The sequence below is a fragment of the Psychrobacter sp. CX14 genome, assembly GCF_057396205.2.
Window position 1 is genome coordinate 754,199 of the sequence record NZ_CM183187.1, and the last position, 16,070, is coordinate 770,268.

Below are 16,070 nucleotides of genomic sequence, written 5' to 3' on the forward strand. Positions count from 1 at the left end.
ATTATGTGCGAACTTTTGGTTCTTCATGTGCCATAGACTGAGCAGCATGGCGCAGCTCAAACTTTTGCACCTTACCGGTACTGGTCTTTGGTATTTCAGTAAAGATAATATGCTTGGGTACTTTAAAGCCGGCCAAATGCTGACGGCAATGCTCAATCACACGCTCACGGGTCAATGTTGCATTGTCGCTAATTTCGATAAAGGCAACCGGAACCTCGCCCCATTTCTCGTTAGAAGCTGCCACCACACCGCAGCTGGTAATCTCTGGCATCCGGTATAAGACGTTTTCAATCTCGATACTAGAAATGTTCTCGCCGCCTGAGATAATAATGTCTTTGAGTCGATCCATAATTTTGATGTAGCCGTCGGGATATTTCACTCCTAAATCACCAGTACGGAACCATCCGCCCATAAACGCCTCTTCGGTCGCTTTTGGACTCTTTAAATAACCTTTCATCACCATATTGCCTTTGAGGGCCAGCTCGCCCATCTCACTACCGTCTGCTGCGACAGGCTCGGTAGTGCCTTGTTTAAATACTTCAAAGCCGGTCATTAAATGAGACGCAACGCCTTGACGTGATTTTTTGCTGGCACGTTCAGAGACGGACATTTGTGCCCAATCTTCTTGCTCAGCACATAATGTCACCGGGCCATAAACCTCGGTTAAGCCGTAGACGTGAGTGATATTAAATCTCATTGCTTCCATTTTCTCAAGCATGGTCTCAGAAGGGGGCGCACCGGCCACAAACCCTTTAACGCTATGCTCAATGGCTTGTTTAAGCGATTCATCACCAGCTGCAATCATGTTATGTACCACCGGTGCCGCACAGTAATGAGTGATTTTATATTTGGCAATCAGCTTTAAAATCAAGTCGGCATCAATTTGACGTAAGCAAACGTTCACGCCGGCACGTTCTGCAATCGTCCATGGGAAGCTCCAGCCATTACAGTGAAATAAAGGGAGAGTCCAAAGATAGGTAGCATGCTTTGGCATATCCCAGTCCAAAATATTAGATACAGCATTTAGCGTGGCACCGCGGTGGTGATAGACCACACCTTTTGGTGTCCCCGTTGTGCCTGATGTATAGTTAAGAGCAATTGCTTCCCATTCATCAGCAGGATACATGGTGCGCTTAATCTCAGCTAGCTGCTCGTTATCATCGAAGGCACCCGACTGAATCAGTGCTTCATAACTCATGCTACCAAAAGGCGCGACATCCGGTAGAGCTGCATCGGTTGAATGAATGATGGTCAACTGCGGAAAAGTTTCTTCAATCAGCTCTGCATGATGGGAAAACTCACTGTCCAAAATAAGCACTTTGGCTTCTGAATGCTGTAAACAGAAGGTTAGCGCGTTGATATCTAGGCGTGTATTTAGGGTGCACAATACACCTTTTGACATCGGCACACCAAAGGCTGCTTCGACCATGGCAGGGGTGTTGGGTGACATAATCGCTACCGTGTCATCTTTACCAATACCTAGCTTGCGTAGGGCATTGGCAAGCTGACAGCAACGTAAATACGTCTGTGACCAGGTATAGGTAATTGGAGCATTTTTTAAATTATCATAGATGATAGAGGTTTTATTGGGATAGACCTGAGCGGTACGGGCAATTAATTGAATGGGAGTTAGCGGTTGATGGTTGGCAGGGTTTTTGTCCAGACCGGTGCTGTAGTCAGTCATACCAGATAGTCCTTTATCTATGGGGGAGTAATAATTTATGGTTAATCAATATTAAGTGTCCAAACGGTCATTGCATAACTTTGCATGACTTATGTAAATCAGCTTATGATAGGATACATGCATAATGATGTACTCAGTGAGTATATGTTAACTCAAATTAATAGGTCAACTATACGATTGAATTTATTACCAATAAGTTTATGAATTTGCCTTGTTTATAGATGCCTACGCTTATTCATCATAAGACCTGACACCCTTTCGTGACCCTCATATACTTTAAATAAGGATATTTTCTATGGCAGCTGACGCTACCAAAAGTACCGATACTCAAGCCCAAAAGACAAATAATCAAACTATTCCAGCGGCTAACGTACCTTACCCTCATATCTTCGAGCCTCTTAAAGTCGGTCATACGACTCTAAAAAACCGTATGGTTATGGGCTCAATGCATACTGGCCTTGAAGACCGTTTTTATAACTATGGCAAGTTGGCTGCCTACTTTGCAGAGCGTGCCAAAGGCGGCGTGGCAATGATGATTACCGGTGGTATTTCACCAAACCGTGAGGGCTGGTTATTACCTGTTGGCGGTACCATGAACAACAAAGCAGATGTGATTAATCATCAACGCTTAACCCGTGCCGTACACCGTCATGACAGTAAAATCATCATGCAAATTCTGCACAGTGGCCGTTATGGCTATCACCCATTTGTGGTGTCAGCCAGTCCAGTTAAATCGCCGATTTCACCGTTCAAGCCGCGTCAGATGAGCATCAAAAATATCAAACGTACCGTAGAGGATTATGCGCGTGCAGCCACGCTAGCCAAGCAAGCCGGCTATGATGGTGTGGAAATCATGGGCTCTGAGGGTTATTTAATTAACCAGTTTATGTCGCGTCATGTCAATCAGCGCACCGATGAGTATGGCGGCGATATCACTGGCCGTATGAAGTTCGCGGTAGATATCGTACGCTCTGTGCGTGAAGCTGTCGGCGAGGACTTCTTGATTTTGTTCCGCTTATCTATGATTGATTTGGTCAAGGATGGCAACGTCATGGATGAGGTCATCACTGTGGCAAAGGCGTTAGAAGAGGCCGGTGTGAGCATCTTTAATACCGGTATTGGCTGGCATGAAGCGCGCGTTCCGACGATTGTGACCAGCGTGCCAAGAGCTACTTTCGTTGATTATACTGCCGAAGTTAAAAAGCATGTCAATGTGCCTGTTATGGCGGCAAACCGCATCAATATGCCAGAGACTGCTGAAAGTATTTTGGCATTAGGTCAAGCAGATTTGGTACAAATGGCGCGTCCTTTCTTGGCAGATCCTGACTGGGTTAATAAAGCGCGCAATGGTCAAAGTGATTTGATTAATACTTGTATTGCCTGTAACCAAGCCTGCCTAGATCATACTTTTGAGAATAAACGCTCAACCTGTTTGGTTAATCCCCGTGCCTGTTATGAGACAGAGCTTAATTACACACCGACCAAAAAGCCTAAAAAGATTGCTGTGGTTGGCGGCGGTGTGGCCGGTATGTCTGCTGCGACCATCGCTGCAAAACGTGGTCATGATGTGACTTTGTATGAAGCGCGTGATATTTTAGGTGGTCAGTTTAACTATGCCAAAGTGATTCCGGGTAAAGAAGAGTTCTTTGAGACTACCCGTTATTATCTAAACGAGCTTAACAACCAAAAGGTTAAGATTCATCTGAACACCAAGGTCACTAGCGAGATGCTAGATAAAGGTAAATTTGATCACGTTATCATTGCAACAGGCGTCGTACCTCGCAGTCTAGAAGGTAAACTAGAAGGTGCTGATAATCCAAAAGTCATTAGCTACGCAGAGCTGCTCTCTGGTGAAAAAGCAGTCGGTGATGTGGTGGCAGTAATTGGTGCAGGTGGTATTGGGTTTGATGTAAGTGAATATCTAACCGCACGTCATGGTCAGCCACTACATGAGCTGGGTCCAGAAACATTAAAAGACCCAAGCTATCGTCCCGAGCCGCAATCGGTCGAAGACTGGAAGCGGGAGTGGGGCGTTAATGACGATCCAAACTATCAGACAGATGGTGGTCTTGAGCGTCCAGAAGGTATTACCCCAACCCGTCAAGTGTATTTAATGCAGCGTAGTAAGAGCCGTCTAGGTAAAGGCTTGAATAAAACCACAGGCTGGGTACACCGTGCACACATTAAGTCACACGGCGTGCTGCAAATGCCAGGCGTGACTTATGACAAGGTCACTAATGAAGGCTTATGGATTACCACGCCGCAAGGTCACAGTCAGTTACTGCGTGTGGATAATATTGTGGTATGCGCCGGTCAAGAATCGGTCAACGAGTTAATGCCAGTAATTGACAGCAAACGTCCAAGCGTCAAAAAAGGCAAAACTCAGTATCATATTATTGGTGGTGCGAAACTGGCTGCAGAACTTGATGCCAAACGTGCAATTCGTGATGGCGCTGAGCTTGCAGCGCGTCTATAAGTTATTTATTGCTATGCTTATATGATTAAATCCTAAAATCATAAAAAAGGAGCCGGTCTACCCGGCTCCTTTTTTTTGTTCAAGATAAAGTTAGCGTGTTATATTCTATAAATATCTTGAATACTAAGTTTACATAGTATTGACAAAGCAGCAAGATAGGTATTTAATTTAAACTACCAAGAGTAGTCACCTTAAACTGACAAAAGGAATTGTCATGTACAACAACGCACTTAATCATGCGGTTAAATCCGTAATCGTCTTGAGTTTACTAAGCACCTCTGTCGCTAATGCGGCAGGCCTAGAATATACTAAACAATCCATTTTACCTTTCTTTGAAGAAGGCAACTATGCTGAATTAAGTTACGCCTATGTCGACATCGATATCGATGGAACAGATGTGGCTGGTGGGATTGATGCCAATGGTCAGCATATTGAAGCCAATAATAATAAAATCGATAATATGATGGATGACTTCGATATCTTCGGAGCCGCTGTCAAAATTGAACCCAGTGAAAATACGGCACTGGCACTCATTTATGATGAGCCGTTTGGTGTCGATACTATCTACCCTTCTGGAAACCAGTTCAATAACAGCATGGGTACTACAGAAGCCCGTGTTGATACACGTGGGTTAACACTTTTGGGCGGTGGTAAGGTCAATAAAAACTTCTGGATGTACGGCGGTGTTGAGTATCAGGAAGCTAAGGGTTCGGTACAATTAGCACAGGACTTCGATGGTGATCCAATTTACTATGACTTAGATGTTGATGGTAAAAGTAATACCCTATTGCCAGTGTTAGGTGTTGCCTATGAGATTCCGGAGATTATGCTACGTGCCTCTCTCACATGGCGCGGTGAAGGTGAGCATAAGTTTGATGCCCGTGAAACACTCCTAGTTAATAACAGCCTGTTAAATGCAACGGGTCCAACAAATTATAATGACATCCCAAGTGCAATTAAAAATGCGTTGGGCCTGCCGGATGTTAACTTCGGTGATACCAGCTTAGTCTTTAATACGCCGCAGTCATTTAACTTAGACTTCCAAACTGGCTTAAGTGAAAAGTATCAGTTACTGGGTATGCTAAATGCACGCTGGGTTGAATGGACTGCGTTTGAGATTGCCCCATCTTCTATTACCGGCCTTGTGGGTGAGCCATTGGCTGAGTATGATAAAGATGCCTATAGCGTGGAGCTTGCCTTAGGTAAGCAGTTCACACCAAAGTTCTCTGGTGAGGTGCGTGTGGGTTATGATTCAGGAACGTCTGAACCATTAAGCTTATTGGGCCCATATGACGCTATTAAAACGGTAGCGCTTGGTGGTAGCTATGATGTGAATGATAACTTGAATATTTCTGCCGGCGCGCAATATATGTGGTTTGAGGGCGGTACGGCCTATTCAAAACTACCTATTGAGAACAGCCTAACAGAGCGAACTCTGGCCAAGTTTAATGATGGTGATGGCTATGCGGTTGGTGTTAAGCTCGGTTATCACTTCTAAATAAGCCCAAACATTAAACGCGATTGCTATAAAAACAGCCCTACTTGTAAGCAGTAGGGCTTTTTATTGTCAAAATTACTTACTGGGCTTACAAAGCTGAGGCAGCCAACCAGAATGAATAACCCACGAAGGTTAAGATTAATATCACACCACTGCTGCGTTTGAGTGTTCCTTGGCGTTTATAAGCCACAAAAGAGAGTACAAACAATAATACGGTTACGATGCCGACCATTAGCATATCGCGAACCAAGATATCAGGTTCAACGGTCAATGGTTGAATAACAGTGGCCAGACCGACCACACCTAAGGTGTTAAAAAGGTTAGAGCCAATCACGTTGCCTAGCGCCATATCATGCTCACCTCGGCGTGCTGCAGCGACACTGGCTACTAGCTCTGGCAACGAGGTACCAATAGCAATAATGGTCAGACCAATTAACAGCTCACTCATGCCCCAAAGGGTTGCTAATTCAACCGCACCCCAAACAATGGCTCGAGAGCTGGCAATCAATAACACCAAGCCAATAGCCAAGGTAATAAACGCTTTTAAGGTATTAATCTCATGATCCGGCTTAAGCTCAGTGTCGGTATTATTGCGTAACGCTAAAAATATCTGTATGGCTAATACAACAACCAATGCCGCAATGAGTACCACACCATCAAAAAATGACAACGTGCCATCGGTTAATTGCCAAGCGGCTAATGCGGTCACAGCCATCAGTAACATTAAATCATGACAAATCACATCACCGCGAATCAAAATGGGACTAATAAGTGCCGTTGCACCGAGCACTAAGGTAATATTAATGATGTTTGAGCCATAAGCATTGCCCAAAGCAATACCTGGTCTGCCATCTAGCGCAGACAGTGCCGAAACTACCATTTCAGGTGCTGAGGTACCCACACCTAATATCACTACCCCAATTAAGAAGCTGGGCATGTTAAATCGAACAGCAAGGTCGGTTGCACCGTCAATAAAGGTGTCCGCACTCCAGACTAAGATTGCGAGGCCGATAATGACAGCAAAAATTGCAAGCCCCATAATTTTTCTCCAATAAAAATAAACGACATAGCCGAATTTGATTTATCCGACTATAAAATACGTGTATAAAGTTCAATCAGTATTGAGGATTCAATCATTAAAAAGACGCTAAGCAATGAATATCGCTTAGCGTCTTTATTTTTGCTACGCCATGGTACGGATTAGCATTCTCAATACATTAGTACTTAAGATACCTGAACAGGAATAATGTTTGCGGTATCTTTTACAGTGTTGTCTTCGTTACAGTACACAAGCTTTGGCTTATGCGTATCTGCTTCGGCTTCATCCATCTGAGCATAAGCGCAGATAATCACGATATCACCCAAATCAGCTTGATAAGCAGCTGCACCATTTAAAGAGATGATACCAGAGCCGGCTTCAGCGCGAATTGCATAGGTGCGGAAACGCTTGCCATTAGTGACATTGTAGATATCGATAGATTCGTTTTCACGAATACCTGATAAGTCTAATAAGTCGCCATCTATGCCGCAAGAGCCCTCATAGTGCAAGTCTGCATGAGTAACGCGGGCGCGGTGTAGTTTACCTTTTAATAAGGTTAATAGCATAAAGGGATTCCTTAAATAATGTGCTAAATAGTCAGCAGCGGCGTTAACAGAGCTTAATAGGTCTAAGTGGCAACTGCTGATAATACGGATAGTACCGAGGAGCAAATGTCTGATATTATTAGAAATAGCATGACAAAACAAGCATATAGAGTAGGGTAATTGAATGTAAAAACGTTAAAACATGATGCTAAAGCCGCAAGTTTTGTAGCTTAGCAGTTGTTAAATGTTTGATTATTAAAACTAGGCATCAGGTAATTTAAAGCCATTAATCTGGCTACGTGCTTTTTCTATATTACCATTGACTATTAATTGTAGTGAATCCATAGCAGCATCTAATGCTGCTTCAATGGCAATTTGGTCGTTGGGGGAGGGCTTAGATAAGACATGGCTGCTAACTTTGGATTTATGACCAGGATGGCCAATACCAATACGCAGTCGATGAAAATCATTGCCTAAATGCGGTGTGATATCACGTAAGCCATTATGACCACCGTGTCCACCACCTGTCTTTAGTTTGATACTACCGGCAGGGATATCGAGCTCGTCATGAGCAACCAATAACTCTTCTGGCTTAATATCATAATAATTTGCCATAGGCACAACAGATTGACCAGATTTATTCATAAAGGTCAGAGGCAATAATAGACGCACGTCGGTATCGTAAATACGACCACGACCGGTGAGACCGTTGAATTTCTTATCGGCGCTCAGTTCAATATTGAATGTATCTGCAATCAGGGCCACAAACCAAAAGCCAGCATTATGTCTTGTTTCGACATACTGCTGACCTGGGTTGCCAAGCCCAACAATAAGCTTAAGTTGGGACATAGCGTTCTCACTGTAAGTTAATTCTAATTACTCACTGCTGAGCGTATTCGAGCACGTCTTTTAGATAAAAGAGATGTCAGCAGGAGTAATGGGTCGATTGACGATTACTCGTCGTCACCGCCTTCGTTTTCGTTCTCGCTACCTTGTTCAGTTGCTGGAACATCTGAAGCATCAACATCATCTGCAGTATCTTCGTCAACTTCTTCAACAGTTGGTGCGTTCATGTTAGCGATAGTACGGTTAACTGGCTCTTCTACGTCAAGTTCGAACAAGATAACGCCTTCAGGAAGTGGGATATCAGTTAAGTGTAGTGACTCACCGATTTCTAGACCTGAAACGTCAACTTCTAAGTACTCTGGAAGTACTGAAGGTAGACATACGATTTCTAAATCAGTTACTAGTGTTGATAAGATACCGCCTGCTTTAGTACCTGGCGCTTCTTCACGACCAACATAGTGAACTGGGATGTTCATGTGAATCTTCTCACCTTTCACAATGCGCTGGAAGTCAGCATGCATTGGGAAACCTTTAGATGGGTGACGCTGAAGATCTTTAATAACAGCCATGTGCTCTTCGCCATCAAGAGTGATGGTTAAGATGTTTGAGAAGAATGCTTCGTTTTCTAGAAGTTTCCAAAGCTCATTGTCTTTAATAGCGATCGCTGTAGGCTCTTCGTTACCACCATAGATAATGGCTGGTACTAGTTTTTGCTTACGCAGGCGGCGGCTCGCACCTTTGCCCTGCTGATCTTCGGTACGGGCAATGCCTTTTACCGTATATAGTACATTACTCATAGGAGTATCCTTGATTAAATAATTTGGTTTGTGATGTTCTCAAGCTACGTTTGCGACCAACGTGGCCAGACAAACATCTATAATCTGCATCTACTTAAGTACGGTCAATATGACACTGAACTGCTGAGTCGCAGCATTGCGTAGATACAGAGGGCGTATTATACGGGTATGAGACCGTAAAATCCAGTATAAAAAAACCGCTGCCTATCAAGACAGCGGTTTTTATGATTGCTTAGGTATTTTAAACGCTATAAATAATACTAATAAAACACACTAAGTAACTCTATAAAAATCTTAATTAGCGATGTAGTCAAACATAGCGCTAATAGATTCTTCATTATTGATACGGCGTAAGCTTTCTGCCAACAATGAAGCAATCGTTACCTGACGAATCTTTTTACAAGCTTGTGCTTCAGCAGACAAAGGAATGGTATCGGTAACCACTAATTCATCTAATACTGAGTTGCTGATGTTTTGAATGGCTTTACCTGATAATACAGGGTGAGTGATATAGCCAAGTACGCGGCGAGCACCATTGTCCTTCAGTGCTTGAGCTGCTTTACACAGTGTACCAGCAGTATCTACCATGTCATCAACAATGACACAATCACGGTCTTTTACATCACCGATAATGTGCATTACTTGCGATTCATTGGCACGGGCACGGCGTTTGTCGATAATTGCAAGCTCTGTATCTCCAAGCTCTTTAGCCATCGCGCGCGCGCGAACAACACCGCCTACGTCAGGTGACACAACCATTAAGTTGTCATAGCCTTGTTTTTGTAGGTCTTTTAGCAGTACAGGCGTACCGTAGATATTGTCGACAGGGATGTCAAAGAAACCTTGAATTTGATCTGAGTGCAAATCAACGGTCATAACGCGGTCGATGCTAACGATATTTAGCATATCTGCTACAACCTTCGCCGAGATAGGCACACGTGCCGAACGAGGGCGACGATCCTGACGGGCATAACCAAAGTATGGCATCACAGCAGTGATACGGCCAGCACTTGAACGACGAAGTGCATCAGCCATAACCATGATTTCCATCAAGTTATCGTTGGTAGGTGCGCAGGTAGGTTGTAGAATGAAGACGTCTTTACCACGAACATGCTCTTTGATCTCTACAGCAATTTCGCCATCAGAGAAGCGTGTCACATCGGCACGGCCTAAAGGAATATGTAAATGATCTGCAACGGTTTTTGCCAGCTCAGGGTGGGCATTACCCGTAAAAATCGCCAGATATGGCATGGTTCAAGTCCTATTTATTTGACTTAAGAGAGGAGCAGTAGAGACTGCACAAATAAAGAAGAAAGTTGAACGTTTAGAAGAAAATGGCAGGGGTAGCTGGACTCGAACCAACGGATGTCAGGATCAAAACCTGATGCCTTACCAACTTGGCTATACCCCTGTAACAGACAAACTTTATCAAGACGTTCACACGATTAATTTAACATGCTTCTTGATAACTTACTATTAAAACCTAAAAATAAATGGTTTTAATATTGTTTCTTGCTTGTTGTCTTCTCGGTAACATTCGAGGCGAACTATACCGAAAATTAACTAGATATGTCAATGAACAAAGCCGTTTAATTTAAAACTAATTAGTAGCTGAGCCTATGACGAATATGGCAGGGGTAGCTGGACTCGAACCAACGGATGTCAGGATCAAAACCTGATGCCTTACCAACTTGGCTATACCCCTTTATGGGCGATTTATTATACAGTAGAAATTAGTGATTGCAACTGTTTTTCATTTTTTTTGCAAAAGTAATTGCTAGCACCCTAAAATCAAACATTTTCAGCGCTCATAATACGCCTTAAAAAACCGTTTTTTATATTAATCTTTAATCATTAAATATTACAGACTTAGGTAGAGCGACTCATCAAACGGGTCTATTTTAGCTTTTTCAGTGCCAAACTTACTTAAGCGTTAAATTGATTGGATGATAAAGATTGAGTCAGTTGAGCATGGCAAGCTGGTTTATTATCCGCTATATACGTCTCAACCGCCTGAAATAGCTCTTTAGGTACCGGAAGGAACACGCTGCTGCCTGTGCCTGTCATACGCGCTGTAGTGGCTGTGAGAACCTCTAACTGCTTTAGATAATCAAGCGCTTCGGCCACTTCAGGCACTATATGAGTCACCACAGGCTCAAAGACATTGGTATATGGTGTTTTTAATTGCTCTAAGTAGTTTGATTGTTCTGAGTTAATTTGAGAGATAGACAAAGTTTGCGCATCACGGTGCAAATCTGGGTGCGCGAATAAGGCTTGGGTTGAAGCATGTGCATTTGGATTAAGCAGTAAATAATTCTGTGGCGGTAAATCAATTGCCGTTAACTGCTCGCCAATCCCTTCGGCAATCGCGTCTTTTCCGAATATAAAAATTGGCACATCAGCACCAACTTGTTTACCGATAGCGATTAATTCCTCTTGGGTTAATGACAATCTCCAAAGCTGATTTAATGCGAGTAAAGTAGTTGCGGCATTGGATGAACCACCGCCCAAACCGGCACCTGTCGGCAGTACTTTATCCAAAGTGATGTCTATCACCGGCAATTGATCGGGCAAAGAGGTTGCCGAGGTCGTTTTTATAGCGTCGATAAGGGCGATAGCGGCTTTGGTAATCAGATTGTCTACTAAACTAGCAGTGACAGCTATATTTGCATTTAGAGAAATAGGTAGGTTTGAATGATCAAAAGACGCATGCGGATTGAATAGCTGCCCACTGAGCTTAAACTCTAAATAATCGCCCCAGTCTAATAACCGAAAAACAGTCTGTAAATTATGATAGCCGTCATCACGTTTGCCAGTAATATGCAAAAACAAATTAATCTTAGCAGGAGAGAACAGGCGAAGCTTTTTGGCGGTCATAATAGGGCGAACCTAGCAGTTAAAGAGGAAGTCATTACTATAAGAGTAAGATATTAATATAATAGGGGCATGTCAGGCACAGTCGCTGCTGACATGCCTTATCTTTATTTCATTTCTATTTATTGGGCATGATCAATGGTCATAATCACGCGGTGCCCATCACTGCGCAGTACTTTGATTCTGTTCGGTAATTGGCTGCTGGTATTTTTATAAGTGAAGTCGGCATTCCAGTCGCCATTAATAGTTGACTGAATGCGCCCTTGAGCATCGATTTGACTATCAACGTCTGACGGTGCAGGACGTCCAGATATCCAGTAGCGCAGCTGCGAGATAGGCGCTTGCCAACCCGTTGCACGTTGTAGCAGCTCCTCTGGCGTGTCTGCAGTGATTTGCCCTGTACGCTCGCTTTGTAGCGTGGCACTGGTGCCATTATATTCGATGACCGTATGCCCAATACCCAAAGCGCCGGTAATATCAATAGCAAAACGTTCATCTTCTTGCGCCCAAACATAAAACGCACTGCCAGACTGGGCAGATACTGTAGCGGTTTGCGGTGTGGTGACACCAATTTTACCGCGAATATTAAACTGTTTTAACAGTTCAGGATAAGCCGATTCACCCGATGAGACTACAGGACTGCTCGCAGACTGATTCATTGATTGTGTGGTTTGACAACCGGTCAATCCAATAACACAGGCGGTTAGTGCTGTACCCCATAACAGGCTTTTTTGAACGCTTTTCTTCGAAGCTGGTAGGTCTTGAGCTGATTGTGTAAGTAACATGGCAATCCTTATGGCTATTTCTAGTATCTGTATTTAGTGTTCAATTGGGTGTTAAGTCTCTGATTTGGCTAATTAAGGCTATTTTTATAAGTATTAATAAGATTGTAGGCGGTCGCTGATATCTTGACGACCTAGCGCAAAACGGTCTTGAATGTCATTAAACAACGACACAACCTTGTCGTCTTGACCTAAACCTTGATAAGCACGCAATAGAATAATCCCTGAATCCAGTGTCGGCGATACCTCATATGCCGCCTCAAGATAATCAACAACATCTTGATAGCGCTCTTCTGATAAGGCATCTGCTGCGATAATATTGAGCGCTGACAAATAGTTGTTTTGGCTAAATAAGGGCGAGTCAAACGGAATATCAACTATATTCTGCGCAATACCCAGTGCTTCTTGCACCTCTGACTCATCACCAACTTCAAACAACAATACCGCTAAGGCCAGTCTGTAATCGGGGTTCTCTGGATTAAGCAGAATCAGTCGATCAAGCAGCTTATTTTTAAGTTCAGTGTCTCGCTCATTATCAAGCAGTTGCGCGCGTGCGAACAGCAATTTGGTATCGTCTGGGAAGCGGCGATTGGTCTCTGCTAATATTTGCTGAGCCTCATTGATTCTACCTTGTTGACGCAGAATATCCGCTTGCATAATCGCACTATCAGGTGCGTATACTTCAAACTGTCTGCTAAATCGCTTCAATGTTTCAAGGGCACGATCCGGTTGACCTTGTAGCATTTGAATAGACACCAGTTTTTGACGTGCTTTTAACACTAGGTTCTCTTGCATCACTTTAGATAAGAAGCGCTCGGCACGATCAAACTTATGTTGTCGCTCGGCACTAATACCCAAGTAATAATAGGCCTGATCAATATAATAAGGCGAGGAGGCAAGACTAGAGAGCAGCTCGTCGGCCTCATCATAGGCCTGAATATCAATACTGACTAAGGCTGCCAATAAGGTCACTTCATCGTCTTGGAATAGATCGTGGGCTTTAATCAAAAGCTCCCACGCCTCTTGCGTTTGACCTAAATCTAAGAGATAACGAATCTCGTATAAATATAAATTCTTACTGTCTTTTATGCGTTTGCGCTGCTTACTCACATATTTGAGCACTTCACGATCAGACTTTAGCTGCTTTAGAATATCTGCTTTTAATATAATAAAAGGCACATTATCGGGTTTGGCTTTTAAGGCGCGATTGACACTAACCAGCGCAATTTCTGGCTGCTCTAGTTGGGACATTAAGCCTGCCTGCAAGACCAAAATCGAAGGGTTGTTATGCTTTGGAAGTCTTAATAGTGTTTCAAGTAACAAGCGCTTATCATTACGTGTGGTAGGATAGATACCGATTAGGATTTCGCTTAAATCAGCCTGTGGATCGTAGTCTAATATTTGACTTAGTACTTCGCCAGCTAAGTCATAATCATTGGCTTTAAGTGCTAAATGAGCCACATAAAATAGGGCAGGAATATGTTCAGGGTTCTGCTGCTGCCATTTAAATGCGAATGCTAAGGACTCTTCAGGTGATTCATACATCAGCGATAGCTCTAACGCCCGCTCAAACACGCTAGTAGCATCTTGTTTAAATGACTCTTGCTTGTATAGCGCTAACGCGTTATTAATATCGCCGCGGTCTACCAAGAATTCTGCATGCATCACATTTAATAGGCTAGGACGATCTTGAGTCAGCATTAAACGGCTATGATTGTCTTCAGCAGGATGACTCGATATATCAGGGTCAAGCGCTGTTTGTTCGGTAATGACTTCGTCAGGTACGGCTTCTGAATTGGTTATTTTTCCCAATAGCGGTGTCAATACGCGGCGAATTGGGTCAAACACACTCGCATGAGCAGGTAGAGACTGGCTTGCCATACCTGCAAGACTTAACATAAAAAACAGCTGCAATAAGCGTTGGCGCACACGGCTTAACGTTGGCTTTTTCTTAGTTATGACTGGGTCAGGTAGCAGCGCTTTCTCAGCTAAAGGAGTATCCGCTACGTTCTTTTTGGACTTAAATCGGGCAAATAGGTGTCCTTGAGTTACACGAAAGCGAGTTTCGACTCTTTTGAATAATGCTTTAGGCGAGTGTGAGTGAGACAAAGAAAGCATAACGTCCTGTTTTAGCCACTAATCACAATAATTAGGGTTAAGAGTAATCAATAGAGCCTAAGGTAAGTTCGCCACAATAAAAGCGAATTATTAACAGTAAAAGGCAATTAGGATTGTCTTCATTGGGTGTATCTAATCTAATACTAATCGATAAGGGTAACACTTAAAGCGTTTAGCTTAAAGAAGTCAGCGTCACCCATTGTCGTTTATCGTTATTATTAAGTGGCGATTTTATAAGCGGCTATTTAAAGGTGTGTGTTTTATGAAGTACATACTGTCAATAGTCTAATACCACTTAATGTATCAATTGCCTATTATAAGTAAAATACAGCATTATTAACGGTATCAACCTTGTTAATAGCGTTGATGCTGAACCTGTTATAGAACTGCTTATTACCTAATTACTTATTGCGCGCCCATAGCCAGTTTGCTAGAGCTTTTAGTGAGCTATCTTTTGCAAACTGTTCATGGATAGCCGTGGTAGCGTCATCAAACAATGACTTAGCATAGGCAGTCGCATCCTCAACCCCCATAAATTTGACGTAAGTTGATTTGTTAAGCCCTTCGTCGCTACCAGTGGGTTTGCCTAGAGTGTCAGTATTAGAGGTGACATCCAAAATGTCATCTTGCACTTGAAACGCAAGACCAATATTACTAGCAAAATGCGCCAAAGCTGCTAACCCTTTGTCCGAGGCTTTGGCACAAATACCGCCCATTAATACTGCTGCTTCAATTAAGGCACCGGTTTTGTCACGGTGGATGGCTTCAAGCTCACTTTGACTCACTGATTTATTTTCAGCATTTAAATCAAGCATTTGTCCGGATACCATACGGCGGGCACGCGGACTAAAAACCGCGCTTAGTGCCGCACTCTGCTTATCTGTAATCGGTGCAAAACCCTCTAAATCTGCGGTAAGTGCTTCAAAAGCTAGTGTTTGTAATACATCACCGGCAAGCATAGCAGTGGCTTCACCAAATTTGATATGACACGTAGGACGACCACGGCGTAAATCATCATCATCCATGCAAGGCAAATCGTCATGGATAAGCGAGTAGGTATGTAAAAACTCAACAGCAAGCATGGCGCGTCGACATGCGTCATAGTCAGCATGATTCGCATCTTGGTTAGCATTTGACTGATTATCAATGACGGTGTGATAGGCACTAGCGACCAATAATGGACGCACACGCTTGCCTTCACCCATCATTGCATAGTGGCAGGCATCGCTTAATGGGCTTGGCATTTTGGCGTGATTTAATAAGGTCTGAATATCTGCGCTTAATTGCGTCAGTACATCTTTACTTAACGTATCAAATGATTGAGATGGCATAGCGGCAAAGCTTGATTGAGTTTGAATCATAAAATAAACATCACATACAAAATTGAAGTAGGCAGTCGTGCCTCTTTATA

Annotated in this window: 12 protein-coding genes and 2 tRNA genes; 2 read left to right on the top strand and 12 right to left on the bottom strand. The window is 43.2% G+C overall.

Features of this window, described 5'->3' with window-relative positions; translation table 11 throughout:
* Position 1 precedes the first annotated feature (1 nt).
* Positions 2 to 1,684 (bottom strand): AMP-binding protein, encoded by a 1,683-nt coding sequence (locus AC2SLO_RS03215; RefSeq protein ID WP_486543570.1) that lies wholly within the window; start codon positions 1,682 to 1,684, stop codon positions 2 to 4.
* 295 nt (positions 1,685 to 1,979) lie between these two features.
* On the opposite strand from AC2SLO_RS03215, the gene AC2SLO_RS03220 reads away from it, so the two are divergent.
* Positions 1,980 to 4,160: a 2,4-dienoyl-CoA reductase FMN-binding domain-containing protein gene (locus tag AC2SLO_RS03220; RefSeq protein ID WP_486543571.1), complete on the top strand. Its 2,181-nt coding sequence runs from the start codon at positions 1,980 to 1,982 to the stop codon at positions 4,158 to 4,160.
* Positions 4,161 to 4,374: 214 nt separating this feature from the next.
* Entirely contained in the window at positions 4,375 to 5,658 is a 1,284-nt protein-coding gene (locus tag AC2SLO_RS03225) for an outer membrane protein transport protein (protein WP_486543572.1), read from the top strand.
* A gap of 88 nt (positions 5,659 to 5,746) precedes the next feature.
* Here the strand turns inward: AC2SLO_RS03225 and AC2SLO_RS03230 are convergent, their stop codons facing one another.
* The 11 genes from AC2SLO_RS03230 to AC2SLO_RS03280 all read right to left on the bottom strand — a co-directional run bounded on the left by AC2SLO_RS03230 (position 5,747) and on the right by AC2SLO_RS03280 (position 16,020).
* Complete coding sequence (locus tag AC2SLO_RS03230; protein WP_486543573.1) at positions 5,747 to 6,697, bottom strand: calcium/sodium antiporter; 951 nt, start codon at positions 6,695 to 6,697, stop codon at positions 5,747 to 5,749.
* A 185-nt stretch (positions 6,698 to 6,882) separates the two neighbouring features.
* Positions 6,883 to 7,263: an aspartate 1-decarboxylase gene (gene panD / locus AC2SLO_RS03235; protein WP_486543574.1), complete on the bottom strand. Its 381-nt coding sequence runs from the start codon at positions 7,261 to 7,263 to the stop codon at positions 6,883 to 6,885.
* 240 nt (positions 7,264 to 7,503) lie between these two features.
* A complete protein-coding gene (gene pth, locus AC2SLO_RS03240; RefSeq protein WP_486543575.1) occupies positions 7,504 to 8,091 on the bottom strand; it encodes an aminoacyl-tRNA hydrolase in 588 nt (195 codons plus the stop codon).
* A 104-nt stretch (positions 8,092 to 8,195) separates the two neighbouring features.
* Positions 8,196 to 8,885 (bottom strand): 50S ribosomal protein L25/general stress protein Ctc, encoded by a 690-nt coding sequence (locus AC2SLO_RS03245; RefSeq protein ID WP_486543576.1) that lies wholly within the window; start codon positions 8,883 to 8,885, stop codon positions 8,196 to 8,198.
* A 294-nt stretch (positions 8,886 to 9,179) separates the two neighbouring features.
* A complete protein-coding gene (locus AC2SLO_RS03250; protein ID WP_486543577.1) occupies positions 9,180 to 10,136 on the bottom strand; it encodes a ribose-phosphate pyrophosphokinase in 957 nt (318 codons plus the stop codon).
* A gap of 84 nt (positions 10,137 to 10,220) precedes the next feature.
* Positions 10,221 to 10,296: transfer RNA gene (locus AC2SLO_RS03255), tRNA-Gln, on the bottom strand.
* A 218-nt stretch (positions 10,297 to 10,514) separates the two neighbouring features.
* Positions 10,515 to 10,590, bottom strand: a tRNA-Gln gene (locus tag AC2SLO_RS03260).
* A gap of 221 nt (positions 10,591 to 10,811) precedes the next feature.
* A complete protein-coding gene (gene ispE, locus AC2SLO_RS03265) occupies positions 10,812 to 11,762 on the bottom strand; it encodes a 4-(cytidine 5'-diphospho)-2-C-methyl-D-erythritol kinase (RefSeq protein ID WP_486543578.1) in 951 nt (316 codons plus the stop codon).
* A 119-nt stretch (positions 11,763 to 11,881) separates the two neighbouring features.
* Entirely contained in the window at positions 11,882 to 12,544 is a 663-nt protein-coding gene (gene lolB / locus AC2SLO_RS03270) for a lipoprotein insertase outer membrane protein LolB (protein ID WP_486543579.1), read from the bottom strand.
* Between the two features lie 93 nt (positions 12,545 to 12,637).
* Complete coding sequence (locus AC2SLO_RS03275) at positions 12,638 to 14,650, bottom strand: tetratricopeptide repeat protein (protein WP_486543580.1); 2,013 nt, start codon at positions 14,648 to 14,650, stop codon at positions 12,638 to 12,640.
* A gap of 410 nt (positions 14,651 to 15,060) precedes the next feature.
* Complete coding sequence (locus AC2SLO_RS03280) at positions 15,061 to 16,020, bottom strand: polyprenyl synthetase family protein (RefSeq protein WP_486543581.1); 960 nt, start codon at positions 16,018 to 16,020, stop codon at positions 15,061 to 15,063.
* Between the last annotated feature and the right edge of the window lie 50 nt (positions 16,021 to 16,070).

Coding starts and splice junctions, on each gene's coding strand:
- AC2SLO_RS03220 (WP_486543571.1), top strand. CDS start 1,980: ATGGCAGCTGACGCTACCAAAAGTACCGATACTCAAGCCCAAAAGACA.
- AC2SLO_RS03230 (WP_486543573.1), bottom strand. CDS start 6,697: ATGGGGCTTGCAATTTTTGCTGTCATTATCGGCCTCGCAATCTTAGTC.
- lolB (WP_486543579.1), bottom strand. CDS start 12,544: ATGTTACTTACACAATCAGCTCAAGACCTACCAGCTTCGAAGAAAAGC.
- AC2SLO_RS03245 (WP_486543576.1), bottom strand. CDS start 8,885: ATGAGTAATGTACTATATACGGTAAAAGGCATTGCCCGTACCGAAGAT.
- ispE (WP_486543578.1), bottom strand. CDS start 11,762: ATGACCGCCAAAAAGCTTCGCCTGTTCTCTCCTGCTAAGATTAATTTG.
- AC2SLO_RS03225 (WP_486543572.1), top strand. CDS start 4,375: ATGTACAACAACGCACTTAATCATGCGGTTAAATCCGTAATCGTCTTG.
- AC2SLO_RS03215 (WP_486543570.1), bottom strand. CDS start 1,684: ATGACTGACTACAGCACCGGTCTGGACAAAAACCCTGCCAACCATCAA.
- AC2SLO_RS03250 (WP_486543577.1), bottom strand. CDS start 10,136: ATGCCATATCTGGCGATTTTTACGGGTAATGCCCACCCTGAGCTGGCA.
- AC2SLO_RS03280 (WP_486543581.1), bottom strand. CDS start 16,020: ATGATTCAAACTCAATCAAGCTTTGCCGCTATGCCATCTCAATCATTT.
- pth (WP_486543575.1), bottom strand. CDS start 8,091: ATGTCCCAACTTAAGCTTATTGTTGGGCTTGGCAACCCAGGTCAGCAG.
- panD (WP_486543574.1), bottom strand. CDS start 7,263: ATGCTATTAACCTTATTAAAAGGTAAACTACACCGCGCCCGCGTTACT.